This window comes from Streptomyces sp. NPDC015125 (assembly GCF_043080045.1).
GTDB lineage: Bacteria > Actinomycetota > Actinomycetes > Streptomycetales > Streptomycetaceae > Streptomyces.
The window spans coordinates 200,835-225,183 of sequence record NZ_JBIBVF010000009.1; the positions used below are offsets into that span (position 1 = coordinate 200,835).

Annotated in this window: 21 protein-coding genes; 9 read left to right on the forward strand and 12 right to left on the reverse strand. The window is 72.5% G+C overall.

All coding sequences use genetic code 11. The features are described 5' to 3' along the window. Positions 1 to 6 precede the first annotated feature (6 nt). Together ACF088_RS21360 and ACF088_RS21365 are read left to right on the forward strand one after the other, a co-directional pair. Positions 7 to 3,282, forward strand: coding sequence for a sacsin N-terminal ATP-binding-like domain-containing protein (locus ACF088_RS21360; RefSeq protein ID WP_392377336.1), 3,276 nt, complete (start codon positions 7 to 9; stop codon positions 3,280 to 3,282). 161 nt (positions 3,283 to 3,443) lie between these two features. Next, on the forward strand, positions 3,444 to 4,937 hold the full coding sequence (locus tag ACF088_RS21365) for an FAD-dependent monooxygenase (protein ID WP_392377337.1): 1,494 nt from the start codon (positions 3,444 to 3,446) through the stop codon (positions 4,935 to 4,937). A gap of 72 nt (positions 4,938 to 5,009) precedes the next feature. Here ACF088_RS21365 and ACF088_RS21370 read toward each other — a convergent pair whose 3' ends face one another. The 5 genes from ACF088_RS21370 to ACF088_RS21390 form a co-directional block, all read right to left on the reverse strand. Beyond that, positions 5,010 to 5,192, reverse strand: a complete 183-nt coding sequence (locus ACF088_RS21370) for a hypothetical protein (protein WP_392377338.1) — start codon at positions 5,190 to 5,192, stop codon at positions 5,010 to 5,012. 150 nt (positions 5,193 to 5,342) lie between these two features. Beyond that, positions 5,343 to 6,059 carry an SDR family oxidoreductase gene (locus ACF088_RS21375; RefSeq protein ID WP_392377339.1) on the reverse strand — a complete coding sequence of 239 codons (717 nt, stop codon included), beginning with the start codon at positions 6,057 to 6,059 and terminating at the stop codon, positions 5,343 to 5,345. A 159-nt stretch (positions 6,060 to 6,218) separates the two neighbouring features. After that, positions 6,219 to 6,431: a hypothetical protein gene (locus ACF088_RS21380; protein ID WP_392377340.1), complete on the reverse strand. Its 213-nt coding sequence runs from the start codon at positions 6,429 to 6,431 to the stop codon at positions 6,219 to 6,221. Between the two features lie 161 nt (positions 6,432 to 6,592). Further along, positions 6,593 to 9,007, reverse strand: a complete 2,415-nt coding sequence (locus tag ACF088_RS21385) for an HAD-IC family P-type ATPase (RefSeq protein ID WP_392377341.1) — start codon at positions 9,005 to 9,007, stop codon at positions 6,593 to 6,595. A 66-nt stretch (positions 9,008 to 9,073) separates the two neighbouring features. Beyond that, a complete protein-coding gene (locus ACF088_RS21390; protein ID WP_392377342.1) occupies positions 9,074 to 9,346 on the reverse strand; it encodes a DUF2530 domain-containing protein in 273 nt (90 codons plus the stop codon). A 285-nt stretch (positions 9,347 to 9,631) separates the two neighbouring features. On the opposite strand from ACF088_RS21390, the gene ACF088_RS21395 reads away from it, so the two are divergent. Then, positions 9,632 to 11,104, forward strand: a complete 1,473-nt coding sequence (locus ACF088_RS21395; protein WP_392377343.1) for an NCS2 family permease — start codon at positions 9,632 to 9,634, stop codon at positions 11,102 to 11,104. On the opposite strand, the gene ACF088_RS21400 is transcribed toward ACF088_RS21395, so the two are convergent. Then, positions 11,097 to 11,300 (reverse strand): ribbon-helix-helix protein, CopG family, encoded by a 204-nt coding sequence (locus tag ACF088_RS21400; RefSeq protein ID WP_392377344.1) that lies wholly within the window; start codon positions 11,298 to 11,300, stop codon positions 11,097 to 11,099. The two genes, ACF088_RS21395 and ACF088_RS21400, sit on opposite strands and share 8 nt — an antisense overlap. A 130-nt stretch (positions 11,301 to 11,430) precedes the next feature. On the opposite strand from ACF088_RS21400, the gene ACF088_RS21405 reads away from it, so the two are divergent. The 3 genes from ACF088_RS21405 to thpR all read left to right on the forward strand — a co-directional run bounded on the left by ACF088_RS21405 (position 11,431) and on the right by thpR (position 14,159). Next, positions 11,431 to 11,895 (forward strand): MarR family winged helix-turn-helix transcriptional regulator, encoded by a 465-nt coding sequence (locus ACF088_RS21405; protein WP_392377345.1) that lies wholly within the window; start codon positions 11,431 to 11,433, stop codon positions 11,893 to 11,895. Between the two features lie 29 nt (positions 11,896 to 11,924). Then, the gene (locus ACF088_RS21410; protein ID WP_392377346.1) at positions 11,925 to 13,361 is read left to right on the forward strand and encodes an MFS transporter; all 1,437 of its coding nucleotides are present in this window, start codon (positions 11,925 to 11,927) and stop codon (positions 13,359 to 13,361) included. A gap of 228 nt (positions 13,362 to 13,589) precedes the next feature. Further along, on the forward strand, positions 13,590 to 14,159 hold the full coding sequence (gene thpR / locus ACF088_RS21415) for an RNA 2',3'-cyclic phosphodiesterase (protein ID WP_392377347.1): 570 nt from the start codon (positions 13,590 to 13,592) through the stop codon (positions 14,157 to 14,159). A 252-nt stretch (positions 14,160 to 14,411) separates the two neighbouring features. On the opposite strand, the gene ACF088_RS21420 is transcribed toward thpR, so the two are convergent. Together ACF088_RS21420 and ACF088_RS21425 are read right to left on the reverse strand one after the other, a co-directional pair. Beyond that, positions 14,412 to 15,410, reverse strand: a complete 999-nt coding sequence (locus ACF088_RS21420) for an aldo/keto reductase (RefSeq protein WP_392377348.1) — start codon at positions 15,408 to 15,410, stop codon at positions 14,412 to 14,414. Between the two features lie 113 nt (positions 15,411 to 15,523). Next, entirely contained in the window at positions 15,524 to 16,207 is a 684-nt protein-coding gene (locus tag ACF088_RS21425; RefSeq protein ID WP_392377390.1) for a GDSL-type esterase/lipase family protein, read from the reverse strand. A gap of 168 nt (positions 16,208 to 16,375) precedes the next feature. On the opposite strand from ACF088_RS21425, the gene ACF088_RS21430 reads away from it, so the two are divergent. After that, positions 16,376 to 17,371 carry a hypothetical protein gene (locus tag ACF088_RS21430; protein ID WP_392377349.1) on the forward strand — a complete coding sequence of 332 codons (996 nt, stop codon included), beginning with the start codon at positions 16,376 to 16,378 and terminating at the stop codon, positions 17,369 to 17,371. 35 nt (positions 17,372 to 17,406) lie between these two features. Here the strand turns inward: ACF088_RS21430 and ACF088_RS21435 are convergent, their stop codons facing one another. Together ACF088_RS21435 and ACF088_RS21440 are read right to left on the reverse strand one after the other, a co-directional pair. Continuing rightward, a complete protein-coding gene (locus tag ACF088_RS21435; protein ID WP_392377350.1) occupies positions 17,407 to 17,853 on the reverse strand; it encodes a PPOX class F420-dependent oxidoreductase in 447 nt (148 codons plus the stop codon). Between the two features lie 37 nt (positions 17,854 to 17,890). Then, positions 17,891 to 18,169 carry a TetR/AcrR family transcriptional regulator C-terminal domain-containing protein gene (locus tag ACF088_RS21440; protein WP_392377351.1) on the reverse strand — a complete coding sequence of 93 codons (279 nt, stop codon included), beginning with the start codon at positions 18,167 to 18,169 and terminating at the stop codon, positions 17,891 to 17,893. Between the two features lie 155 nt (positions 18,170 to 18,324). On the opposite strand from ACF088_RS21440, the gene ACF088_RS21445 reads away from it, so the two are divergent. Further along, entirely contained in the window at positions 18,325 to 20,205 is a 1,881-nt protein-coding gene (locus ACF088_RS21445; protein ID WP_392377352.1) for a BRCT domain-containing protein, read from the forward strand. Between the two features lie 125 nt (positions 20,206 to 20,330). On the opposite strand, the gene serC is transcribed toward ACF088_RS21445, so the two are convergent. Beyond that, positions 20,331 to 21,449 (reverse strand): phosphoserine transaminase, encoded by a 1,119-nt coding sequence (gene serC / locus ACF088_RS21450; RefSeq protein WP_392377353.1) that lies wholly within the window; start codon positions 21,447 to 21,449, stop codon positions 20,331 to 20,333. Positions 21,450 to 21,550: 101 nt separating this feature from the next. After that, a complete protein-coding gene (locus ACF088_RS21455; protein ID WP_392377354.1) occupies positions 21,551 to 22,645 on the reverse strand; it encodes a helix-turn-helix transcriptional regulator in 1,095 nt (364 codons plus the stop codon). A 54-nt stretch (positions 22,646 to 22,699) separates the two neighbouring features. Between ACF088_RS21455 and ACF088_RS21460 the strand changes: the two genes are divergently transcribed. Next, positions 22,700 to 24,268 carry an FAD-binding oxidoreductase gene (locus ACF088_RS21460; protein ID WP_392377355.1) on the forward strand — a complete coding sequence of 523 codons (1,569 nt, stop codon included), beginning with the start codon at positions 22,700 to 22,702 and terminating at the stop codon, positions 24,266 to 24,268. The last annotated feature ends 81 nt before the right edge of the window (positions 24,269 to 24,349 follow it).

The following is a 24,349-nucleotide window of genomic DNA, read 5'->3' on the forward strand; positions in this document are numbered from 1 at the left end:
CGGACAGTGACAGCTACGTCGTTGGTGCGAGGCGCAGCCGGAGACCCGTTCGGGACGGCCCGATTGCGGCGTGGCGTGCTGGATGCCTGGGCCACCTCGCCGGCCCGGTTCCGGGAGGATGCCAACGCCGAGGAGGACCTGGCGCTCGGCGGCTACCGCGACCGGCTCGCCGTGGAACTGGCGCAGAACGCGGCCGATGCGGCGGCCCGGGCCGGCGTCCCCGGCCGGCTGCGGCTGACCCTGCACGCGGCGAACGGCGACGCGCCCGCCGTACTCGTCGCCTCCAACACCGGCGCCCCGCTGGACGCCACCGGCGTCGAGTCGCTGTCGACGCTGCGGGCGTCCGCGAAGCGGGAGGCCAGTGTGTCGGCCGGTGCGGTCGGCCGGTTCGGTGTGGGCTTTGCCGCGGTGCTGTCCGTGAGCGATGAGCCGGCGCTGGTGGGCCGTACCGGCGGTGTGCGCTGGTCGCTGGCCGAGGCGCGGGTGATGGCGGAGGAGGTCGCGGCGCACAGCCCCGGTCTGGGCGGTGAGTTGCGCCGGCGCGACGGTCATGTACCGCTGTTGCGGCTGCCGCTGCCCGCGGAGGGCGGGGCGCCCGAGGGGTACGACACCGCCGTCGTGCTGCCGCTGCGGGACGTCGCGGCGCAGGATCTCGCCGAGCGGCTGCTGGACGGGATCGATGCGGCGCTGTTGCTGACCCTGCCGGGGCTGTCCGAGGTCGTGATCGAGACGCCCGAGCACGTACGGGAGTTGCGGCGGAGCCAGGACGGCCCCTACGTCCTGATCGAGGACAGTGAGCGCGGCGCCACCCGCTGGCGGGTGGCGAGCGACGGCGGTCCGCTGGATCCGGCGCTGCTGGCGGACCGGCCGGTCGAGGAGCGGCTGCGGCCGGCCTGGTCGGTGACCTGGGCGGTGCCGGCGGACGGCGAGGGCGCACCGGCGCAGCCGGGAACGGCGGCGGTGGTGCATGCGCCGACGCCGACGGACGAGCCGCTGGGGCTGCCCGCGCTGCTGATCGCCTCGTTCCCGCTGGAGCCGACCCGGCGGCATGTCGCGCCGGGCCCGCTGACGGACTTCCTGGTGGAGCGGGCGGCCGCGGCCTATGCGACGCTGCTGGGCGACTGGCAGCCGGTGTCCGTCGGCACCCTCGACCTGGTGCCCGGGCCGCTGGGCAAGGGCGGCCTGGACGGTGAGCTGCGCCGGCAGGTGCTGGAACTGCTGCCGCGGGTGCGGTTCCTGCCGAGCGCGGGTGCGCCCGGTGGCCGGCCCGCCGAGCCGGAGGCGCCGGCCGCGGGCGAGTGGGACGAGGACGACGGCGGGGTGGACCGCTTCGTCCTGCGCCCGGTGGACGCCGAGCTGGTGGAGGGCGCGGGCGCGGCGACGGTCTCGGTCCTGGCCGAACTGTTCCCGAGCCTGCTGCCGGCCGGCCTCGAACGCCGTCCGGAGCTGCGGGCGCTGGGCGTGGCCCGGGTGGGGCTCGGCGAGATGGTGGACCGGCTGGCCGGCGTCGAACGCGCGCCCGGCTGGTGGTGGCGGCTCTATGACGCGCTGGCCGGCACCGACCCGGACCGGCTCAGCGGGCTGCCGGTGCCGCTGGCGGGCACCGCGGGCCAGGGGCCCGGCGGCGGCAGCGGTGTACGGACCACGATCGGGCCGCGCCAGGTGCTGCTGCCGCTGCCCGGCGGCCATGACGAGGACGCCGCGGCCCGGCACCGTACGCTCGCCCGGCTCGGGCTGAAGGTGGCCCACCCCGAGGCGGTGCACCCGCTGCTGGAGAAGCTGGGCGCCACCCCGGCCGCGCCGCGCGCCGTACTGACCACGCCCCAGGTGCGCGCGGCCGTGGCGAACTCGCTGGACGCGGACGAGGACGCCTACGACGTCTTCGCCGACGAGATCGAGGGCGGGCCGGGAGCCCCGCTGGGCGCCGACGAACTGGCGGAGACGGTGCTCGGGCTGGTCCGGGACGCCAACCTCGCACCGGGCGACGAGCCCTGGCTCGGGGCGCTCGCCCTGCCCGACGAGGACGGCGAACTGGCGCCCGCGGGTGAGCTGGTGTACCCGGGCAGCGCCTTCGAGCGGGTCATCCGGGAGGGTGAACTCGCGGCCTGTGAGGGCGATTTGACCGACCGCTGGGGGGAGCAGCCGCTGACGGCCGTGGGCGTCATGGCCGACTTCGCGCTCGTCCGGGCCACCGATGTCGTACTCGACCCGGACGAACTGGAGCCCCGGGAAGGGGACTTCGCCGAGCCGGACGACGTCGGCCTGCTGGACGCGGTGGACGTCTGGTGCGAGGACATCCTCGATGCGCTGCCGGAGACCCCCGTACCGCCGGTCGTGACCGAACTGGTCGCGGTGCGCGACCTCGATCTGGTCGACGACGACGCCTGGCCTCAGGTGCTGGCCATGCTCTCCCGCCCGCCCCTGCGCGACGCCCTGACCGCACCGGTGCGGGTACTGCTCCCCGACGGCACCACCGAATCCGTGCGCCCGTACACCGCCTGGTGGCTGCGCGGGCACCCGGTGCTCGACGGCCGCCGGCCGGCCGGTCTGCGCTCGGCGGGCGGCGATCCGCTGCTGGCCGGGCTGTACGAGTCCGCGGACGCGGGCGAGGTCGATGCGCAGGTGCTGCGGGCCCTCGGCGTACGCACGTCCGTCGCCGCCCTCCTGGACGAGCCGGGCGGTGCGGCGGAGCTGTTGACCCGCCTCGCGGACCCGGAGCTGCCCGTCGGTGCCGCCCCACTCCATGCGATCTACGGCCTGCTGGCGGACCTGGACCCCGATCAGGTGACGCTGCCCGACGAGCTGCGGGTCGTGCTCGACGAGGAGGTGCGGGTGGTGGACGCGGCGGATGCGGTGGTCGCCGACGCACCGGATCTGGTGCCGCTGGCATCCGGCCGCGCGTTGCTGCCGGTGCGCCCGGCCCGCGCCGCCGAACTGGCGGAGCTGCTGCAGGTCCGCCGGCTGAGCGAGGCGGTCGCCGCCGAGGTCCGCTCCGAGGGCGTACGCCACGAGGTGCCGGAGGCCGTCCGCGTGCTGCTCGGCGCCGCCACCCCCGAGGCGTACGTGGAGCACGAGGAGTTGCTCGTCGACGGCCCCGGTGGCCCCACCGAGCTGGACTGGCGCCGGACGCCGGACGGCACCGTGCACGCCGCGACCCTGGAGGGCGTGGCCGCGGGCCTGGCCTGGGCGGCCGGCCAGTGGCCCCGCCGCTTCGAGGTCGCCGCCCTCCTGGAAGACCCGGACCGGGGGGAGGAACTGGCGCGGGCGCGGTGGTTCGACTGACCGAGGGCGGCAAGGGCGCTGCCCAGGGGCATTGCGTGTTGCGGGTCGGTCCGTTTCGTGCCCCTCGGGCGCCTCGTATATGACGTATCGCCATGCCTCGCTGTGAGGCGGGCCGCCCCTCCTGTGCCGGGGGGCGGCTTGACGACGTCAAGGAACACGTGATGAGCCTGCCCGCAATCGCCACCACCGAAGTTCTGATCGCCGGAGCCGGGCCCACCGGCCTCGTGCTCGCCTGCGACCTCGCCCGGCGCGGGATCGCCTGCCGCGTCGTGGAGAGGGAGAGCCGGAGCTTTCCCGGCTCACGCGGCTCCGGCCTCCAGCCGCGCAGCCTGGAGGTCTTCGACGACCTGGGCGTCATCGACGCGATACGGGCGGCAGGCGGCCCCGTCCAGCGCCTGCAGAGCTGGGACGGCACCACACGTGTCGCCGAGTGGGACACGGTCGAGCGCTCCGAGCCCTCGCCCCACGTCCCGTACGGCGAGCTGTGGATGCTCCCGCAGTGGCGCACCGTCGAGATCCTCCGGGCGCGCCTCGAAGAGCTGGGCGGAAGCATCGAGTTCGACTGCGAGCTGACCGGCTTCGAGCAGGACGCGGACGGGGTGACGGCGCGGCTGCGCGGTCCTGACGGCACCGAGTCGGCCGTACGGGCCGGCTATCTGGTCGCGGCCGATGGCGGACGCAGCACGGTCCGCAAGGCCCTCGGGGTGGGCTTCCCCGTCACCGATATCGTCACCGACCCGACGCTGATCGCGGACGTCCTCATCGACGGATTCGACCGCGCGCACTGGCACGTGTGGCCCACCGCACCGGGCGGGCGCGTCGCGCTCCGCCCGCTCGAAGGGGCGGACCTCTTCCAGTTGCTCGCCCACTTCGGCGGCGCGGGCCCGGACTTCACGCCCGACGCCACTCCCGAGGCGGTCCAGCGGCTGCTCGTGGAGCGCACCGGCCACGAGGACGTGCGGGTGCACGAGGTGGGGTGGTCCTCGGTGCTGCGCATCAAGGCCGGGGCCGCCGACCGCTTCCGCGTCGGCCGCGTCCTGCTCGCGGGCGATGCCGCGCACATTCACTCTCCTACGGGCGGCCAGGGCCTCAACACCAGCATCCAGGACGCGTACAACCTCGGCTGGAAGCTCGGCGCCGCGCTGCGCGGTGCGTCCGATGCGCTCCTCGACACCTACGAGGCCGAGCGGCGGCCGGTCGCGCAGCAGGTGCTCGCCCTCACCACCCAGGTCTTCGAGCAGGACCGCGTGGACACCGACCGCGGCTTCTCCCGGCGCGGCGTCGAGACCTTCCAACTGGGCCTCGGCTACCGGGAGAGCCCCCTGACCCGCGAGTGCCGCGAGGGCCTGGCCGACGACGCACTGCGCGCCGGAGACCGCGCCCCCGACGCCCCCTGTGGGCCCATCCGTCTCTTCGACCTCTTCCGCGGCCCGCATGCCACGCTCCTCGCCTTCGGCGGGACCGACGCCCCGGCCTCCGAGCGCTACCAGCGGGTCCGGGTCGGCCGCCCCGGCGAGCAGGCCGACGTCATCGACGTGGACGGGCACGCACACAAGGCGTACGGGGACCGGGGACTCTTTCTCGTACGGCCCGACGGGTATGTGGCGCTCGCGACGGAGGACCCGGCGGACCTGGCCTCGTACGAGGTCCACTAGCAAGGCCCGGCGAGAGGTCCGACGCCACACCCTCACCCGCGCCGGGGCGACGTCACGGCGCGGACCGCGGCGTCAGTTCGAGCGGAAGCGCTTGACCAGGCTCCAGATGACGACGATCGCGGAGAGGGCGAGGAGGGGCCACACCCACCAGTCGAAGGTGCCGTCGCCGGTGCCGCCGTAGTGGCTGCCGGTGTGGTGGTAGTGGCGATGCGAGCTCGCCAGCACCTTGTGGGCCAGGTCCCCGTGGAGTGTCATGGGGCTGGAGCGTAGTACGGCGGCAGCGACCGGGGTATCGGCCGGGCAGGTTCTCTTCGGCCCGTCGCGCCGCCCGCGGAGCGGGGCGGCGCACGTGCCTCCTCAGGCCGGCTGTGGCGACGGCCGGCCGGGAGCCGGGCGGTTCTGCCGTCAGCGGCCCGGGATGCTGCCGCCGCCGTCCACGCACAGGGTCTGTCCGGTGATGAAACCCGCGTCGTCGCCGAGGAGGAAGCAGATGGCGGCGGCGATCTCCTCGGGGCGGCCCAGCCTGCGCAGGGGGATGGTCTGCAGTACCCGGGCCTCCGCATCGCTTCCGACCGGGCGGGTCCGGCGGAACAGCTCGGTGTCGACCGGGCCCGGGGCGACCGCGTTGACGGTGACCGCGTGTTCGGCCAGTTCCAGTGCCCAGGTCCGGGTCAGGCCCACCAGGGCGCTCTTCGCAGCGGAGTAGCTGCTGCGGTCGCGTGCGCCGAAGACGGCCCGGCTCGCCACGTTGATGATCCGGCCCCGGCCCTGCTCCCGCATGCCGCCGACGAATGCCTGGGCGACCTGCACCGCGGCACGCACGTTCAGGTCGAAGACCGTCTGCAGGTTCGTGGTGCTGACCTCGCTCAGCGGTTCGGGCAGTGCGATGCCGACGTTGTTGACCACTGCGTGCACCTGGTGGTCCCGCGCCAGCGTCTGCATCACCTGTCGGGTCTGCTCCTCGTCGGCCAGATCGCAGGGCGTGAGCAGACCGGGGAAATCCGTCGTCGGGGCAGCGCGGGCAATGCCCAGCACCTGGGCGCCCTCGGCGGCGAGCCGGTGGCTGACGGCCAGGCCGATTCCTCGGGTGGCTCCGGTGACCAGCACGGTCCTTCCCTGCATCGGACGCTCCGTTCTGAGTAGGTGCACGGCATTGCACCGTATGCCGGGTGAACAGCGCGGTGGGCTTGTTTCGGCCTGTTCCGGCGCAGGGGGAAGCGGTGGGGCAGGTTCTCCGCCGCCCCTCGCGCCGGCCGCGGGCGAGGCCCCCGCGGCGCTCGCTCAGCCGGACCGGAACCGCCGCTTCACGAACACCCAGGCGACCCCGAGCACGGTGCCGAGCGGGATCATCCACCACGCGCCGCCGAACGAGACGCCGGGGGAGTGGGTGCCGTAGTGACTGCCGTAATGGCTGGTGTAGTGGCTGATGGAGTGGCTGGAGTGGTGCGAGCGGGCCAGTAGTTCGACGGCGCGGGAGCCCGGGTGAAATGTCATGGACATGGACTCTAGGGGAGGCCGGGCGGTCGGGAGGCCGGGCGGTCGGCGGGATGCAGGGGCGGCCGCGGTCGACGGGCCTGTTCGGTGCCCCGGTTCGCCGGCGGGCCGGTGGGGCGGCCCGGTCTCCCGGGGGCCGGACCGCCCCACCGGGCCGTTCGTCAGGCCGGGAAGCGCCGGCCCACCCAGCGCCAGGTGATCTCCAGCAGCACCGCCGCCACCACCGCGATGGCGACGGCCGTCCACGGCATCGTCGTCCCGACCAGGCGCAGGTCGAAGAACGTCTGCAGCCAGGGGGTGGCGAGTACGGCGAGGAAGGCCAGGCCCATCGCCAGGATCAGGGCGATCCGCCACCAGGTGTAGGGGCGGGCGATGATCGCCAGTACCCACATCGCGGCGAGGAAGAGCGTCAGGGTGGCCGCGCTGGTCTCGGCGGGCAGGGCGGCCGGGCCGGTGTAGTAGCCGCGGGCGAGCAGGTAGGTGGTGAAGGCGGCGAGGCCCGTGATCAGGCCCGAGGGCACGGCGTAGCGCATCACCCGGCGGACGAAGTGCGGCCTGGCGCGCTCCTTGTTGGGGGCCAGGGCGAGGAAGAACGCGGGGATGCCGATGGTCAGGGTGGAGAGCAGGGTCAGATGCCGCGGCAGGTACGGGTAGGGGATCTGGCAGCAGGCCACCAGGATCGCCAGCAGGACGGAGTAGACGGTTTTGGTGAGGAAGAGGGTGGCGACACGGGTGATGTTGCCGATGACCCGGCGGCCCTCGGCGACGACCGAGGGGAGCGTGGCGAAGCTGTTGTCGAGCAGGACGATCTGGGCGACGGCGCGGGTGGCCTCGGAGCCGGAGCCCATGGCGACGCCGATGTCGGCGTCCTTGAGGGCGAGTACGTCATTGACGCCGTCGCCGGTCATCGCGACGGTGTGACCGCGCAACTGGAGGGCCGCGACCAACTCCCGCTTCTGCTGTGGGGTGACCCGGCCGAAGACCGCGGCCTTTTCGACCGCGGCCGCCATGGCGTCGCGGTCGCCGGGCAGTTCGCGCGCGTCCACCGGGTCGCCCGCGCCCGGCAGCTCCAGTTTGCCGGCCACCGCGCCCACCGACACCGCGTTGTCGCCGGAGATCACCTTGGCCGCGACGTCCTGCCCCGCGAAGTAGCCCAGGGTGTCGGAGGCGTCCGGGCGCAGCCGCTGCTCCAGGATCACCAGCGCGGTGGGTCGCAGGCCGCGGGTGACCTCGGGGTCGTCCAGCTCCCGTTCGGTGCGGGCCAGCAGGAGTACCCGCAGGCCCTGGGCGTTGAGGCCGTCGATCTCGGTGAGGCGGTGGTCGCCGGGCGGCAGCAGGACGTCCGGGGCGCCGAGCAGCCAGGTGCTGCTCTCGCCGTCCGGGCCGTTGAGGGCGGTGCCGCTGTATTTGCGGGCGGAGGAGAACGGCAGCGCCCGGGTGCAGCGCCAGGCGTCGTCCGCCGGATACGCCTCGATGATCGCCTGGAGGGAGGCATTGGGCCGTGGATCGCATTCCCCCAGTGCGCCCAGCACCTGCTCGATGTGCGTCTCGTCGCCGTCGAGGGACCGCAGCCCGTTGACGTCCATCCCGCCCTCGGTCAGCGTGCCGGTCTTGTCCAGGCACACCACGTCGACCCGGGCCAGCCCCTCGATGGCGGGCAGCTCCTGGACCAGGCACTTCTTACGGCCGAGCCGGATGACACCGATCGCGAAGGCGACCGAGGTGAGCAGTACCAGGCCCTCGGGGATCATCGGCACGATGCCGGCGACCATCCGGCGGATGGCCTCGTCGCCCGGCAGGCCGAGGGTGAGCAGATGGCTGAGGACGAGGCCGATCGCGGTCGGGATCATCATCCAGGTCACGTACTTGAGGATCCGGCTGATGCCGCTGCGCAGTTCGGAGTGGACCAGGGTGAAACGGCTGGCCTCCTCGGCGAGCTGGGCCGCATACGCCTGCCGGCCGACCTTGGTGGCGGTGAAGGCGCCGCTGCCCGCGACGACGAAGCTGCCGGACATCGTCGGGTCACGGGGCTTCTTGAGGACCGGGTCGGCCTCGCCGGTCAGCAGGGATTCGTCGATCTCCAGGCCGTCGGACTCCAGCACCTCGCCGTCGACGATGACCTTGTCGCCGGGCCCGAGTTCGATGACGTCGCCGAGGACCACTTCGGAGGTGGGGATCTCGGCGGCGGCCCCGGCGCGCCGGACGGTCGGCCGCGCCTCGCCGATGACCGCCAGGCTGTCCAGGGTCTTCTTGGCGCGCAGTTCCTGGACGATGCCGATGCCGGTGTTGGCGACGATGACGAAGCCGAACAGGCCGTCCTGGATCGGGCCGACGATCAGGATGATCACGAAGAGCACGCCGATGATCGCGTTGAAGCGGGTGAAGACGTTGGCGCGGACGATCTCGGCGGCCGAGCGGGAGGACCGTACGGGGACGTCGTTGACCTCGCCCCGGGCGACCCGCTCCGCGACCTCGGTGGCGGTCAGGCCGGGGTTGACCGGTTCCTGAGCGGTCCGCCGGGCCGGCTCGCGGCCCGGTCCGGAGTGCTCGGGTTCGGCGCTGGCCCGCTCCGTCATGCCCTCGACGTTACGGGCGGAAGGGGCAAATCACCCGCTGGCCGGGTGGGGCGGGGTGGTGTGCCCTCAGAGCTGGTCGGCGGGCGGGCCGGCCGTCGCGGCGGCGCGCTTGATCGCGGTGTCCCGGGCCCGTACGTACCAGATGCCCACCAGTCCGAGGCCGGCGCCGGCCAGGCAGGTCCACACCCACCAGCTGTGGCCGTGGTCGGCGAACCAGCCGTAGAAGGGGAGCTGGCCGAGGAAGAGCACGAACCAGATGATGGTGCCGCCGGTGATCGTGCCGACGACGGGGCCCTCAAGAGGCGCCGGGGCCTCGCGCAGTTCGGACTTCTTCCACATGGTGGCCAGCTTACGGGGAGGGGGTGCGGGCGCCGCGGGCGGCGGTGGGCCGGGCCGGAAACCCGGTGGGTGACCTGCCCGGTCCTTGCGCCACAAGGGTCTACGCGCGGAGATAGCGATCAGCGCATTGTTTATTCATACTGAACCTTTCTGGATACGGCTGGTTTAGTTCGTCTATTCATCCAACCTGCTCCGGTTGTTTCCTGTTTCTGTACGTGTTTCTGTACGTGTTCCGGGCCCCCGGGCCCCCACGCCTGCCCAGGCCCGTCCGACTGAGGTCCCCGCATGCCCCCCTCGGCCACCACGCCGGTCGACACCCTCAAAGACCCCGGCCCCAAGCCCCCCAAGAACGGCTTCGACCGCTTCTTCAAGATTTCCGAGCGGGGGTCGACGGTCGGTCGTGAGCTCCGCGGCGGCCTGGCGACGTTCTTCGCGATGGCCTACATCATCGTGCTGAATCCGATCATTCTCGGCTCCGGAGTCGATAAGTTCGGCCATCATCTCGACAATGCCCAGCTGGTCACCGCCACCGCGCTGATGGCCGGTCTGAGCACCGTGCTGATGGGCGTCGTCGGCAATGTCCCGATCGCCATCGCCGCGGGCCTGGGCATCAACGCCGTGGTGTCCCTGCAGCTCGCCCCCAAGATGAGCTGGCCGGATGCGATGGGCATGGTCGTGCTCGCCGGTCTGGTGCTGATGGTCCTGGTCGCCTCGGGCCTGCGGCAGCGGGTGATGGACGCGATCCCCAACGGGCTGCGGCGGGCCATCGCCATCGGTATCGGCCTGTTCATCTCGCTGATCGGTCTGGTCGACGCCGGCTTCGTCACGCGTAACCCGGACGCCGCGCACACCACCGTGCCGATGAGCCTGGGGCAGGGCGGCCAGCTCAAGGGCTGGCCGGTGCTGGTCTTCGTCCTCGGCCTGGTGCTGATGTTCGTGCTGGTCGTGCGGAAGGTCAGGGGCGCGATCCTGATCGGCATGGTCACCATGGCCGTGGTCGCGATCGTCATCAATGCGCTGGTGCAGATCCCGGACGCGGCCTGGGGCCTGGCGGTCCCCAACGTGCCGGACAAGGTCATCGGCACCCCGGACTTCGGTCTGATCGGTCAGATCAGTCTCTTCGGCGGCTTCAAGGAAGTCGGTGTGCTGACCGGCTGCCTGTTCGTCTTCACCGTGCTGCTCTCCGGCTTCTTCGACGCGATGGGCACCATCATCGGCGTCGGCGAGGAGGCCGGTCTGCTGAACAACGAGACCGGCCAGCTGCCGAACATGGGCCGGATCCTCATGGTCGACGGCATCGCGGTCGCGGGCGGCGGCTTCGGCTCCGCCTCCGCCAACACCTGCTTCGTGGAGTCCACGGCGGGTGTCGGCGAGGGCGCCCGCACCGGTCTCGCGAACCTGATGACCGGTGGCCTCTTCCTGCTCGCGCTGGTCTTCACGCCGGTGGCGACCGTCGTCCCCTCGCAGGCCGCGACGCCCGCCCTGCTGGTCGTCGGCTTCCTGATCATGGCCTCGAACGTCCGGGACATCGACTGGGGCGACTTCACCATCGGCATCCCCGCGTTCCTGACGATGGTCTCGATGCCGTTCACCTACAGCATCACCAACGGCATCGGCATCGGCGTCCTGGCCTTCATCCTGCTGCGCACGGCGACCGGCCGCGTCAAGGAGATCCCCTGGCTGCTGAACGTGGTCGGCCTCTGCTTCCTGGTCTACTTCCTGCTCGACCCGATCGAGCAGGCGCTCGGGGTCAAGTAGCGGGCCGGCGCGCCCCCAGCTTCTCCCCCAGCTTCTCCGTCTCGTCGAGAGACGACTGGAAGCGCTCGTCGAAATCCTCGCGAATGAGCGTCCGGACCACATAGTCCCGGACGCTCATTCCGCGTTTTGCGGCGTGCTGCCGTATGCGGTCCAGCAGTTCCTCGTCCACGCGCAGGCTGAGCACTTGCGATCCCATACGGACACGGTCCCGTCCGTACGCGGCCAGGTGTGTCGCTTTCGGCCGCGCCCTCACCCATATGGGTGAGGTCCGACGGGCGGCATCCCTTGGCTTTCTTTAGAAAGGGTAATGAGTTACGCTAAAGACCATGCCGGAACAGTCCCGCCCCCAGCCTGACGGCCGGGAGGCGCCCCCAGACGACGCGGCCGCGGTGAACGCTCTGCGGTCCGCCGTGATGCGCCTGTCGCGCCGACTCAAGCACCAGCGGGTCGACGAATCGCTGAGCCCGACCGAGATGTCGGTGCTCGGCACCCTCTTCCGCTGCGGCAGCGCCACCCCCGGCGAACTGGCCCGCAAGGAACATGTGCAGCCGCCGTCGATGACCCGCATCGTGGCCATGCTGGAGGCCAAGGGGCTGGTCCGGCTCGAACCGCACCCCGACGACCGCCGCCAGAAGGTCGTCACCCAGACCGAACAGGCCGAGGCGATGCTCGAGGAGAGCCGCCGTAGGCGCAACGCCTGGCTCGCCGAGCTGGCCTCCGGGCTGGACGAGGACGAGTGGGCGAAGGTGCGGGCCGCCGCGCCCGTGCTGGAGAAGCTCGCACAGCTGTAGACACCCGAGGCCGAGGAGGCGAACCCACTTTGAGTACGGGATCCGGAGCACACTCCGCCCCCGCACCGAACTCCCCACACGACACGGTTTCCGACGACGCGACCGCGACCCTTCCGGGCCCCGCCCCGGACGTCGCCACAGGCCCCGCCGCCACACCGCGCAAGGGCACGTTCAGCTCGCTCCGCATACGTAACTACCGCCTCTTCGCCACCGGCCAGATGGTGTCCAACACGGGCACCTGGATGCAGCGCATCGCCCAGGACTGGCTGGTGCTCAGCCTCACCGGCTCATCCGGCGCGGTCGGCATCACCACCGCGCTGCAGTTCCTGCCGATGCTGCTCTTCGGGCTCTACGGCGGCGTCATCGCCGACCGCTTCGCCAAGCGCAAGCTGCTCCTGTTCACCCAGTCTGCGATGGGCCTGACCGGCCTCGCCCTCGCCGTGCTCACGCTGAGCGGCCAGGTGCAGGTCTGGCACGTCTACCTGGTCGCCTTCGTCCTCGGCCTGGTCACCGTCCTCGACAACCCGTCCCGGCAGGCCTTCGTCTCCGAGATGGTCGGCCAGGACGAGCTGCGCAACGCCGTCAGCCTGAACTCCGCCAACTTCCAGTCCGCGCGGCTGATCGGTCCTGCCGTCGCCGGTGTCCTGATCACCGCCTTCGGCAGCGGCTGGGCCTTCCTGCTCAACGGCCTCTCGTTCATCGCCCCGCTCGCCGGCCTGCTGATGATGCGGACCGCCGAACTCCACAAGGTCGACCGGGTCCCGCGCAGCAAGGGCCAGCTGCGGGAGGGGCTGCGGTATGTGTCGGGGCGTCCCGACCTGATCTGGCCCATCGTCCTGGTCGGCTTCATCGGGACCTTCGGCTTCAACTTCCCGATCTGGCTGACCGCGTTCGTCTACCACGTCTACCACCAGGGCGCCGGCACCTACTCGCTGTTCAACGGGCTGATGGCGGCGGGCTCACTGATCGGCGCACTGCTCGCCGCCCGCCGCGCCGGCTCCCGGCTGCGGCTGCTCGTCGGGGCGGCGATCTTCTTCGGCGCACTGGAGATCGCCGCCGCGCTCGCCCCGTCGTTCTGGGTCTTCGCGGCGCTCCTCGCCCCGATCGGCATGGTCGGCCTGACGATCAACGTCACCGCCAATTCGAGTATCCAGATGGCCACCGATCCGCTGATGCGCGGCCGGGTGATGAGCCTGTTCATGATGGTCTTCGTGGGCGGCACCCCGCTGGGCGCACCGTTGGTCGGCTGGATCACCGACGCCTTCGGCCCCCGGATCGGTTTCCTGGCCGGCGGCCTGGTCTCCATGGTGTCCGCGGCCGTCATCGGCCTGATCCTCGCCAGGGTGGGCGGCCTGCGCCTGAAGATCGATCTGCGCCGGGGCCGACAGCACCTCGCGTTTGTGCCCAGGGTCTCCGCCGCCTCTGCCGCTGCCTCCGCGGAGAAGGGCTTGGCTCCGGTGGCGTAGGGGGTGGGGGAGCGGTGGGGCAGGGCCCGGGGGTGCGGTGGCGCAGGGCCGGGCCCCCGCCGGGTCGCCCCCCCGACCCGCGCGGCCTGCCCGGCCCGTGCGGCTTGCCCGGCCCGTGCGGCTTGCCCGGCCCGCCCGGCCCGTGCGGCCCGTGCGGCCTGCCCGCCCGTGCGGCACGCTTCCGGGCCGATCCGTCGGACGGTGCGAGCCCTGCGCCACACTGACCGCATGAGACTCTTCGCCGCCGTCCTGCCGCCCGCTCCCGCGATCGAGGAACTGGCCGCCGAGGCAGCGCAGTTGAAGGAGCTGCCGGACGCCGGCCGGCTGCGGTGGACCGGTCGGGACAGCTGGCACTTCACCCTTGCCTTCTACGGTGAGGTGCCCGAGGAGATCGTCCCCGACCTGCGGGAACGCCTGGGTCGCGCCGCCGGTCGCCGCGATTCCTACCCGCTGCGGATCGCCGGCGGCGGCCGCTTCTCGGACCGGGTGGTGTGGGCCGGGGCCGACGGCGACCGGCCCGCCATGCGCACGCTCGCGGGCGCGGCGTCGGCAGCGGGCCGCCGGGCCGGCGTGGCCATGGAGGAGGAGCGCCGCCCGTACACCCCCCACCTCACCCTCGCCCGGAACCGCGTCCCGGGTCTGGACCTGCGCCCGTACGCGGCCGCCCTGAAGGATTTCGCCGGTGCCCCTTGGACGGTCGAGGCCCTGGCCCTGGTGCGCAGCCATCCGCCCGTCCCCGGTGTGGCGGGCAAGCAGCCCCGCTACGAAACGGTGGGGTCCTGGCCCCTGTGCCGCTGAACGGCAGCCCGGCCCCGGGCCGGGCAGTCCACGGGCCCCGGGGCCGGGCGGTCCACGGGCCGCTGAAACGCGCGGCCCCGTCCCGGTTACGCTCAAGGGGTGGACCCCAAAACCCGTAACCGGATCATGTCCGGCCTGCTCGCCGTCCTGCTCATCGTCGTGGTCGTGGCGGCGGCGCTGCACTGAGCGATGCCGCGGCCGCTGCCGCGCGCCCGGCAGCCGGCCTGACCGGCCGCCGGGCGCGCGTCCCGCTCACCAGGCGAAGGCCTCCGGGCTCGGGCCGGGGCCGGGGAAGATCTCGTCGAGCGAGGCGAGGAGATCGTCCGGGAGGGTCAGTTCGACGGCGCGCAGCGCGGAGGCGAGCTGGTCCGTCGTGCGGGGGCCGACGATCGGGCCGGTGACGCCGGGACGGGTCAGGAGCCAGGCCAGGGCGACCTCGCCGGGCTCCAGGCCTTGCTTGTCGAGCAGGTCCTCATAGGCTTCGATCCGGGCACGGATCGCGGAGTTGGCGAGGGCATCGGCCGAGCGGCCGACGACCGAGCGGCCCGCGCCGCCCTCGCGCTCCTTGCGCAGGGCCCCGCCCAGCAGCCCGCCGTGCAGCGGCGACCACGGGATGACGCCCAGGCCGTAGCCCTGGGCGGCCGGGATGACCTCCATCTCGGCACGCCGCTCGGCGAGGTTGTAGAGGCACTGCTCGCTGACCAGGCCCAGCGAACCGCGGCGGGCGGCCGTCTCGTTGGCGCGGGCGATGTGCCAGCCCGCGTGGTTGGACGAGCCGGCGTAGAGGATCTTTCCCTGCTGGACGAGGACGTCGACGGCCTGCCAGATCTCGTCCCAGGGGGTGTCCCGGTCGACGTGGTGGAACTGGTAGAGGTCGATGTAGTCGGTGCCCAGCCGCTTGAGGCTGGCCTCCACCGAGCGCCGGATGTTGACCGCGGAGAGCTTGTCGTGGTTGGGCCAGACCTTGTCGCCCTCCGGCGCCATGTTGGCGTAGCCCTTGGTGCCCAGCACGGTCTTGTCCCGCCGGCCGCCGCCCTTGGCGAACCAACTGCCGACGATCTCCTCGGTACGGCCCTTGTCGGCGCCGAATCCGTAGACATTGGCGGTGTCGAAGAAGTTGACGCCCGCGCCCTGCGCCGCGTCCATGATGGTGTGACTGTCGGCCTCGTTCGTCTGAGGCCCGAAGTTCATCGTCCCGAGGACGAGTCGGCTGACCTTGAGTCCGGTGCGTCCGAGCTGCGTGTACTTCATGGTGGTCCAGCCAACGCCTTCGAGAGCACTCGAAGCAAGGACCGTGAGGGGTGGCGGGCGGACTCTTCGTGGTTCCCGGACCGGGCCGGGCGCTCCACGGGAGGTGCGCTGCCTCAGTGAGCCGACAGCACCCCGTACGCCGCCCCGATCCCCCACGCCTGATGCATCGCCCCGGCGAACGCCCCCGCGAGCAGTTGCTCCCCCCACTCCGAGGGATGTGTCCCGTCGTAGGTGGCGCGATCGATCTCCCAGCCGTCCGGCTCGGAGGCCAGCAGCAACGGCGAGCCGGGGGTGGAGAGGTCGGCGACGGCCTTGGCCAGCAGCTCGTTGAAGCGCTCGCACTCCGCGCCGAATGCGGTGTCCGCCGTCGCCCGCACGTTGGGTATCACCGGCATCAGCACCGCCCTCAGGTGCGGCGCCGCGGCCCGTGCCTGCGCCACGAACTCCCGCACGTTCTCCGCGGTCTGCTCGGCGTTCGTATAGAAGCCGAGGTCGATCAGGCCGAGCGAGACCAGCAGGGTGTCGGCGTCGTACCGGCGCACCATGTCACCGATCAGCGGCGCCATGTGCAGCCAGCCCTCGCCCCAGCCGGCGAGGTGGCGGCGGGCCTCCTCGGGGAAGTGGGGGTCGGCGTAGGCGGTGGAGGTGGGGGCGCCGGTGGCCGGGTCGTGGAGCGTGTGGCGTGGTCCGACGATGCGGTACGGGCCGTCGGACGTCGCGTTCAGGTGCTGCCACATCCGGTAGCGCCAGGTGAAATCGCCGGTGCTTCCAATGGTCATCGAGTCACCGACGAACATGATCCTCATCCGGCCATGATGACCGAGTTCCCCTACTGCTCGGTACGTGACGCTGGACACGCCCCGCTCCCCGGCGCGGTGCGGCCGGGGCCGGCGCGGTGCGGGCGGCGGCGAGGAGGCCGGTGACTTGCGCCCACGTCCGGTGGCCCGGGATGGCAGTCTGTGCCCATGCGTTCGCTTCTGTGCGCGGCCGGTGCCGCGGGAATCCTGTGGTCGGCGGCCGTGGCGCCCGCCGCCGCCGACGAGCCCGACGGCTTCACCATCGGCGATCCCCGGATCACCGAGTCCAGCGGCCTGGCCGCCAGCCGGGCGCACCCCGGGATCTACTGGACCCACAACGACAGCGACGACGGCCCGTACGTCTACGCCGTCGACGGCCGCTCCGGCCGTACGGTCGCCAGGATCACCCTGCGCGGCATCGGCAAGCCGCGCGATGTCGAGGCCATCTCGATCGGCCCGGACGGCAACATCTACGTCGGCGACATCGGCGACAACCTCGGCGGGACGTGGAACCACGTCTGGATCTACCGCTTCCCCGAACCGAAGAAGCTGCGCGACGCGACGGTGACGGCGACTCAGTTCGATGTGAAGTACGCGGACGGGCCGCGGGACGCCGAAGCGCTGATGGTGCACCCCAAGACCGGCCGAGTCTATATCGCCAGCAAGAAGCAGGACGGCGGTGGCGCCCTCTACGCGGGCCCGCAGCGGCTCACCACCTCCGGTACCAATGTCTTCCGCAAGGTCGCGCCCATCGATCTGTGGGTGACCGACGGCGCGTTCTCCCCCGACGGCAGCCGTCTGGTGCTGCGCAGCTACTTCGGCGCCCGGATCTACCGCTGGCAGGACGGCCGTCCCAAGGACCTCGGCAGTGTGGGCGTACCGGTCCAACAGCAGGGCGAATCGGTCAGCTTCACCCCCGACGGCCGCACCCTGATGTACGGCTCGGAGGGCAGCGACAGCGAGGTCGAACCGGTCGGCCTGAGCGACGCGCAACTGCCGGACTCGGCGAAGGACGACCCGGCGAACGGCGACGGCGCCAACGGCCAGGGCGGGAAGGGGAGCCAGGGGACGGACCTGGACCCCGGCTTCATCAAGGGGGCGATGGTCCTCGCGGTGGCCACGGCGCTGGTCGTCGGGCTGCGCAGGCTGCTGCGGCGGCGGTAGGGCGGTGGGGCGGTGGCCGCGAGGCGCGGCCGGGGCTATGTCCCGAGCCCGGTCCCCTCCGCCGGTCGCTCCCCGTCCGCTTCGCCCCCGGTCAGCCGCAGCTCGTAATGCAGGGTCCGCTCCTTCTTCAGCCGGTGCACCAGCGGCACGAACAGGCCGTGGATCAGGGGGTACTTCCGGGTCAGGGAACGCTCGGCCCGCCGGTACTCCCGGGTCTGCGGGTCCAGCAGCCGCACCCGCGCCGGGACGGTGGTCCCGGTGGGGCGGCCCCGCCAGGTGGAGGCGCAGATCTCCACCTCGGGGAAGTTCCGCATCCGCTTGGCCTTCCAGGCGCTGCCGTACGTACGGATGTAGGCGTGGTCACCGTCGACGGCGATATTGACCGGCGTGCCGACGCCGGTGCCGTCCCGCTTGTACGTGGTCAGCACGATCGTCCCTTGCCGCTCGAAGGGGGCGAGGCCGGGGCTCGGGGGGTTGGTCATGGCTCCCATACAGGCATATCCGGCCTGTTTCGTCACCTCATGGTGCGTCCGTTCGGGCGGTGCGGGCGGCGATCAGCGCCGCGATGCCGTCCAGGAGCGCGGTCGGGCCCAGCTCGAAGACAGAGGTGCCGTCACCGGCGAACGAGTCCTCGTCCAGGGCGGCGAGGGCGGGGTAGCGGCCGCTCGGCATCACCTTGGACAGCACCGGCTCCTGGGACTGCCAGAAGTCCGCGTTGCTGACGCCGGTCCTCTTCTCGGCGAGGGCGGAGTCGAGCTCGGTGCGGGCGATGCCGGTGAGGAAGCCGCCGAAGGTCACCCGAGAGGCCCCACGGGCAGGGTCCCGCCGTCGAGGAGACCGCGAGCCACCTCCCGGGGAGCCGTCCGCCCCCCGCGCATCAACTCCGCTCTCCGGGACGGCTGTCGGATGCCGGGTGAAGGCCGTTGTCAGTGGCTGTGGCTACGGTCTGCGGCATGGACGTACGAGGGAAGTCGATCGTGCTCATCGGCCGCTTCTACGGCTTGCGCCAGGACGAGGCGCAGCGGCGGCTGGAGGAGCTGGGTGCCCGGGTGAGGGGTTCGGTGACCAGCCGGACGGATCTGGTGTTCGTGGACAGCCTCCACTACAACGAGGGGGGAAAGCTCCGGGAGGCACGGAGGCGCAACCTCCCGATATTCGACGACACGGCGCTACGGGCCCTGCTCGCCGACGAGGACGCCTCCGACCGCGGCGCGCCTCGGGCCGGGGCGGTTTCGGAGCTGCTGGCCCTGCGGACGCGGCTGCTGAAGCTGGAGCGCGAGCAGGGCATCACCGAGGAGCACCGCGCCGCCACGCGAGAGGTCCGCAAGAGGGAGGGCACGGAGCTTCGCCATCCGTACGGCCACCAGGCAGAGATCAACGATTACGCCCTCAGCCCCTGCGGCCGCTACCTGGCCACCGGCACCTTGATCGGCGACGACTACGGCGGCACCCTGCAGATCTGGGAAACGGCCACCGGACGCTGCGTCAATGCCATCGGTATCGAGGGCGGCGTCGGCCGGCCCGGCTACGAGCGCAGCATCCAGTGGTCGGCCGACAGCCGACGCATCGGCCTCGCGTACCACACCGACCACGTCGGTGTCTTCGACCCGTTCAGCCCCTTCCTCGGTTCGGTCACCCTCGCCAAGTGCCTGGTCACGGACGGCGCGCCCCGGCCGGTGTCCTGGGCGTTGGCGCCCGACGGGAGACGGGTCTTCGTGAATTCCGGGACTCCGTGCGAGGTGGGCGGCTGCATCGTCCCCCTCGACAGCGGCGAGCTGCACTGGACGTCCCGTGACGCCCCGCCCGCGCACCCGTTCCTGCTGGCCGGCAGGCTCCGGGAGGATCTGCGGACCGCGGAGACGGCCGCGCCCGACGACGTCACGCTCCAGGCCGGCGGCTGGGTCCGCTGGTCACGGGACGGCACCCGGTTGCAGGCGCAGGGCGAGAACAGGGGCCGCGCGGAGGCCTTCGTCATCGACGTCTCGTCCGGGCAGGTGAGCTGGCTGGCCGGGATCGGCGAACTCGCCGCGTGGAGCCCGGATGACCGGCTGCTGGTGCACTGCGACCAGGGGCTGCGCTTCCTCGACGCGGTGACCGGCAAGCCGAACGGGAAGGGGGCCGGGCACCAAGGCGTTTCGGCGCTGCAATGGGGCATGCAGGGCGAGGTGCCGCGGCTGGCGGCCCTGGTGGGCGAGGGCAACGCCGCCGGGACACAGCCAGGCGTCCTCATCTATGACGAGGACCGGTTCCGCTACCGCCTCGACGTCACACCGGTGGAAGAGGGCATGGTCTACGCCGATTCCTGGGCCTGGGCCCCGTCCGGCGACGCGGGAGCCTGGCTCACGGCCGACGGGCGGGTGGAGGTGTGGTCGCTGGACGGGGACGAGCCGCAGCGGCTGCGCACCTCGGACGTCCCGCCCGAGACCGGTGTGCTGCTGTGGGGCGCCGACGATGTCCTGGTCGCGATGAGCCCCACCACCCTGCGGTTCCTCCGGGCCGGATCCGGCGAGATCCTCGGCGACTTCACTTTTCTCCACCAACCGCGGGTCCCGAAGCCGTTGGGCAGCAACTACTGGTTTTTCGCGAGCAGGCAGTTCGCGCCGGATGACGGGACATGGTGCGCGGTGTTCGATGAGGGGCTGGTGATCGCTCCGGACGGCCGGGGGAGGGAGTCGTTGGACGAGGTTCTCGCCTGGACGGTGGAGCAGCGTCTGGCCTGGCCGGTGCGCTGGGGCGAGCTCGATGTCGTACGGGACGCCCGGAGCGCGGGAATGGCTCTCGGGGACGCGCCGGACGGCGTGTGGCTGCGTGAATACTGGGACTCGATCCAGTGACTCACGCTACTGGGGCGGTCTTTCGGGCCACCCCGGTGCGGCAGCGCACAGGCCCCGGCGGCTGCCCGCCGGGGCCTGTGGTGGCGCATGATGCGTGGTGCGTGGTGCGTGGTGCCGTCGGCCGGTTACAGCTTGCCGATCACATGGTCGATGCAGGCCGTCAGGGCCTCGACGTCCGACGGGTCGATCGCCGGGAACATCGCGATCCGCAGCTGGTTGCGGCCGAGCTTGCGGTACGGCTCGGTGTCGACGATGCCGTTGGCGCGCAGGGCCTTGGCGACGGCCGTGGCGTCGATGTCGTCATCGAAGTCGATGGTGCCGATGACCTGCGAGCGCTTGGCCGGGTCGGTGACGAACGGGGTGGCGTACTTGGAGTCCTCGGCCCAGCCGTAGAGGGTGCGCGAGGAGGTGGCGGTGCGGCGGACCGCCCAGTCCAGGCCGCCCTGGCCGTTGATCCACTCCAGCTGCTCGTTGAGCAGGAAGAGGGTGGACAGCGCCGGGGTGTTGTACGTCTGGTTCTTGAGGGAGTTGTCGATCGCCGTGGGCAGCGAGAAGAACTCCGGGATGTGGCGGCCGGACGCGTGGATGGCGCGGGCGCGCTCCAGGGCGGCGGGGGAGAAGGCCGCCAGCCACAGACCGCCGTCGGAGGCGAACGACTTCTGCGGGGCGAAGTAGTAGACGTCGGTCTCGGCGATGTCCACGGGCAGGCCGCCGGCGCCGGAGGTGGCGTCGACCAGGACCAGCGCGCCCTCGTCGGCGCCCGCGACCCGCTTGATGGGGGCGGCGACACCGGTGGAGGTCTCGTTGTGGGTGAAACCGTAGACGTCCACGCCCGCCTCCGCCTCCGGGTCCGGGTGGCTGCCCGGGTCGGCGGAGAGGACGGTGGGCTCGTCCAGCCACGGCGCCAGCTTGGCGGCCTTGGCGAACTTCGAGGAGAACTCACCGAAGCTGAGGTGCTGGGACTTGCGCTCGATCAGGCCGTGCGTCGCGATGTCCCAGAACGCGGTGGAGCCGCCGTTGCCGAGCACGACCTCGTAGCCCTCGGGGAGCTGGAAGAGGTCGCGTACGCCGTCGCGCACCGTGCCGACCAGGTTCTTGACCGGGGCCTGGCGGTGGGACGTGCCGAGAAGAGAGCTACCGGTGGCGGCGAGGGCGCCGAGCGCCTCCGTACGCACCTTGGAGGGGCCCGCGCCGAAGCGTCCGTCGGCGGGCTTGATGTCAGCGGGAATCTGGATATCAGCCACGGGGGAAGCCTAATCCGTCGTGCTGCGGGGTTCGGCTGCGCGTCCAGCGGATGAGATGCCCGTTGTTCGTACGGTGGACGGTTCCGGAGCCCGGACGGGCGTCACCCGGTGGTGGGGCGGTCGTCCGCGTAGACGGCGGTGAGGGCGGCCGCGGCCTCGGCCATCACCCGGCGGGCCTCGGGCGGGTCGAGCACTTCGAGGGAGTCGCCGAACTGGAGCAGTTGACGGACGGCGCCGAGGACCGGGTAGGCCAGCTCGATGACGGCCCAGTCGTTCCCTGCGAGGGTTCCCCTCTCGGTCCCGGCGTCTTGGTCGTCCCCGGCGTCCCCGGCGTCCCCGGCGTCCTCGCCGTCCCCGGCGTCCCCGGCGTCCTCGCCGTCCCCGGAGTTCTCGCCGTCACCCGTACGGGGTGGCCCGGTCAGCGCCCCGCCCAGGATCCGTACGGCGAGGTCGAGCCGGTCGCGGCGAATCCGGGCGGTCACCCTGACCTCCGCGGGCCGGTCCTCGACCCGGCGCCGCAGTTGCTGCCAGACCCCGGCAAGGTCGACTCCGGCGCGGCGCCGTACGGGGGCGTCGGTGAGGGCCGCCGAGGCCACCCGGTCGGCGCGGAAGAGCTGTGGCCTGCCGCGCCGGTCCGCGACGAGGTACCAGGTTCCGGCCTTGGCCACCAGCCCGTACGGGTCGACGGTGTACGTCCGCAGCCGGGTCTCGCCGCTGTGGCGGTACCGGATGCGCAGCCGCCGGTCGGTGAAGACGGCGGTGTGGAGTTCGTCCAGGTCGACGGCGGGGCGCGGGCCGCTCATCCACCTGTCCGGGTCGACCAGGATGCGGCTGCCGGCCAGCTCCGCGGCCGGCCGGTGCGGGGCGGGCAGCGCCGCCATCACCTTGCGCAGCGCCGAGCCGAGCGCCTCGTCCAGACCGAGGGCGGTGTGTGCGCCCTGCGCGGCCAGGATGAACAGGGCGCGCGCCTCGTCGGTGGTCATCCCCGTGACGTCCGTACGGAAGCCGGGCAGCAGCGCGATCCCGCCGTGCCGGCCGCGTTCGGCATAGACCGGCACCCCGGCCGCCGACAGCGACTCGATATCGCGGTAGACGGTCCGGGGGGAGACCTCCAGCCGCTCGGCGAGCTCCCCGGCCGGCACCCGGCCGCGGGTCTGGAGGAGCAGCAGGATCGAGAGCAGCCGGTCCGATTTCACAGGCGAAGTTATATATGACGGCGGGTGTCAAGTTATCGCGGCAGGGTGCGCGGCATGGAGATCAACGACCCCGCACGGACGCACCACGCCCACGCCTACGCCCATGCCCCCGCCCCCGCCCCCGCACTCGACCCCGCCGCCGTCCGCACCCTGGTAGGGGAGTCCCGGGGCCCCGTCCTCGTCCCCGGCGACGACGGCTACGACGCCGAACGGTCCGGGTTTCAGCGGGCGTACCGGCACCGGCCGGCCGTGCTCGTCGGCGCGGAATGCGCCGGGGACGTCGTCGCCGCGGTGCGCTTCGCCCGCGCCCAGGGCCTGCCGGTCGCCGTCCAGGCCACCGGGCACGGGCTGTCCGCGGCCACCGACGGCGGGCTGCTGATCAGTACCCGGCGGATGTCCGGGGTGCGGGTGGACGCGGCGGCCGGCACCGCGCGGGTCGAGGCGGGCGCCGTCTGGGGACAGGTCGTCGAGGCGGCGACCCCGTACGGGCTCGCGCCGCTCAACGGCTCCTCCCCGGGCGTCGGCGTCATCTCGTACACCCTCGGGGGCGGCGTCGGGGTGCTGGCCCGTACGTATGGCTTCGCCGCCGACCAGGTGCGGTCCGTCGACCTCGTCACCGCCGACGCCCGGCTGCGGCACGTCACCGCGGATACCGATCCCGAGCTGTTCCGGGCGCTGCTCGGCGGTGGCCACGGCCTGGGGGTGGTGACCGCGATGGAGTTCGGGCTGATGCCGGTGGCACGGCTGTACGGCGGGCAGCTGATGTTCGGCGGCGAGCAGATCGAGGCGGTGCTGACGGCGTATCTGGACTGGACCGCGACCGTCCCGGAGGAGCTGACCTCGTCGCTCGCGCTGATCGATTACCCGGACCTCCCGCAGTTGCCCGAGTCGCTGCGCGGCCGCTATCTCGCGCACATCCGGATCGCCTACACGGGCAGCGCCGCGGAGGGCGAGCGGCTGGTGGCGCCGCTGCGGGCGGTGGGGCCGCGGGTGAGCGACGACCTGCGCGAGATGCCGTATGCCGAGTCGCACACCATTCACCGCGACCCGAGCGATCCGCATGCCTACGACGGCGACAACGCGCTGCTCAGCGGGCTGGACGCGGCCGCGCTGCACCGGGTGGCGGGGCTGACCGGGCCGGACGCGCCGACGATGTGCGTGGTCCAGCTCAACCATCTCGGGGGCGCGATGGCCACACGGGGCGCCTCGGCCGGCGCCGTCGGCCACCGGGACGCCCGGTATGCGCTGCGGCTGCTGTCCGGGCTGGCGGTCCCCGCGGGCGACGGGGCCGGCAGCGACGGGCCCGGCAGCGACGAGGCCGATGCCGCCCTCGCGACCGTACGGGCGCTGCACGCCGAGACGCTGGCGGCCGTCGCGCCCTGGCGGCTCGGCCGGAGCGTGAACTTCCTCTTCGGCGGGCACGGGGGCCGCCCGGACGCCGAAGAGGTGGCGCGCAGTGTGCACGACTCCGGCGAACACCGGCGGCTGGCCCGGCTCAAGGACCGCCACGACCCGGAGAACGTCTTCCGCTTCCACCCGACCGGGGCCGCCACGGCCGGGGCCGCCACGGCCGGGGCCGCCACGGCCGGCCGGACACCGGTCGCCGCCCCCGTCTCCGGCTGACGGCCGCCCTCTCCGGCCGACCGCCGAGACCCGGCCCCGCCTGAGGGCCGTGACTCGCCCCGGCTGACGGTCGGGAATTGC

Excerpts from the sequence above, each read along its gene's own strand:
- ACF088_RS21445 (WP_392377352.1), top strand. The coding sequence starts at position 18,325 with ATGGACGTACGAGGGAAGTCGATCGTGCTCATCGGCCGCTTCTACGGC.
- ACF088_RS21430 (WP_392377349.1), top strand. The coding sequence starts at position 16,376 with ATGCGTTCGCTTCTGTGCGCGGCCGGTGCCGCGGGAATCCTGTGGTCG.
- ACF088_RS21400 (WP_392377344.1), bottom strand. The coding sequence starts at position 11,300 with ATGGGATCGCAAGTGCTCAGCCTGCGCGTGGACGAGGAACTGCTGGAC.
- ACF088_RS21390 (WP_392377342.1), bottom strand. The coding sequence starts at position 9,346 with ATGTGGAAGAAGTCCGAACTGCGCGAGGCCCCGGCGCCTCTTGAGGGC.
- ACF088_RS21435 (WP_392377350.1), bottom strand. The coding sequence starts at position 17,853 with ATGACCAACCCCCCGAGCCCCGGCCTCGCCCCCTTCGAGCGGCAAGGG.
- ACF088_RS21395 (WP_392377343.1), top strand. The coding sequence starts at position 9,632 with ATGCCCCCCTCGGCCACCACGCCGGTCGACACCCTCAAAGACCCCGGC.
- ACF088_RS21380 (WP_392377340.1), bottom strand. The coding sequence starts at position 6,431 with ATGACATTTCACCCGGGCTCCCGCGCCGTCGAACTACTGGCCCGCTCG.
- ACF088_RS21405 (WP_392377345.1), top strand. The coding sequence starts at position 11,431 with ATGCCGGAACAGTCCCGCCCCCAGCCTGACGGCCGGGAGGCGCCCCCA.
- thpR (WP_392377347.1), top strand. The coding sequence starts at position 13,590 with ATGAGACTCTTCGCCGCCGTCCTGCCGCCCGCTCCCGCGATCGAGGAA.
- ACF088_RS21425 (WP_392377390.1), bottom strand. The coding sequence starts at position 16,207 with ATGTTCGTCGGTGACTCGATGACCATTGGAAGCACCGGCGATTTCACC.
- ACF088_RS21420 (WP_392377348.1), bottom strand. The coding sequence starts at position 15,410 with ATGAAGTACACGCAGCTCGGACGCACCGGACTCAAGGTCAGCCGACTC.
- ACF088_RS21460 (WP_392377355.1), top strand. The coding sequence starts at position 22,700 with ATGGAGATCAACGACCCCGCACGGACGCACCACGCCCACGCCTACGCC.
- ACF088_RS21375 (WP_392377339.1), bottom strand. The coding sequence starts at position 6,059 with ATGCAGGGAAGGACCGTGCTGGTCACCGGAGCCACCCGAGGAATCGGC.
- ACF088_RS21370 (WP_392377338.1), bottom strand. The coding sequence starts at position 5,192 with ATGACACTCCACGGGGACCTGGCCCACAAGGTGCTGGCGAGCTCGCAT.
- ACF088_RS21385 (WP_392377341.1), bottom strand. The coding sequence starts at position 9,007 with ATGACGGAGCGGGCCAGCGCCGAACCCGAGCACTCCGGACCGGGCCGC.
- ACF088_RS21365 (WP_392377337.1), top strand. The coding sequence starts at position 3,444 with ATGAGCCTGCCCGCAATCGCCACCACCGAAGTTCTGATCGCCGGAGCC.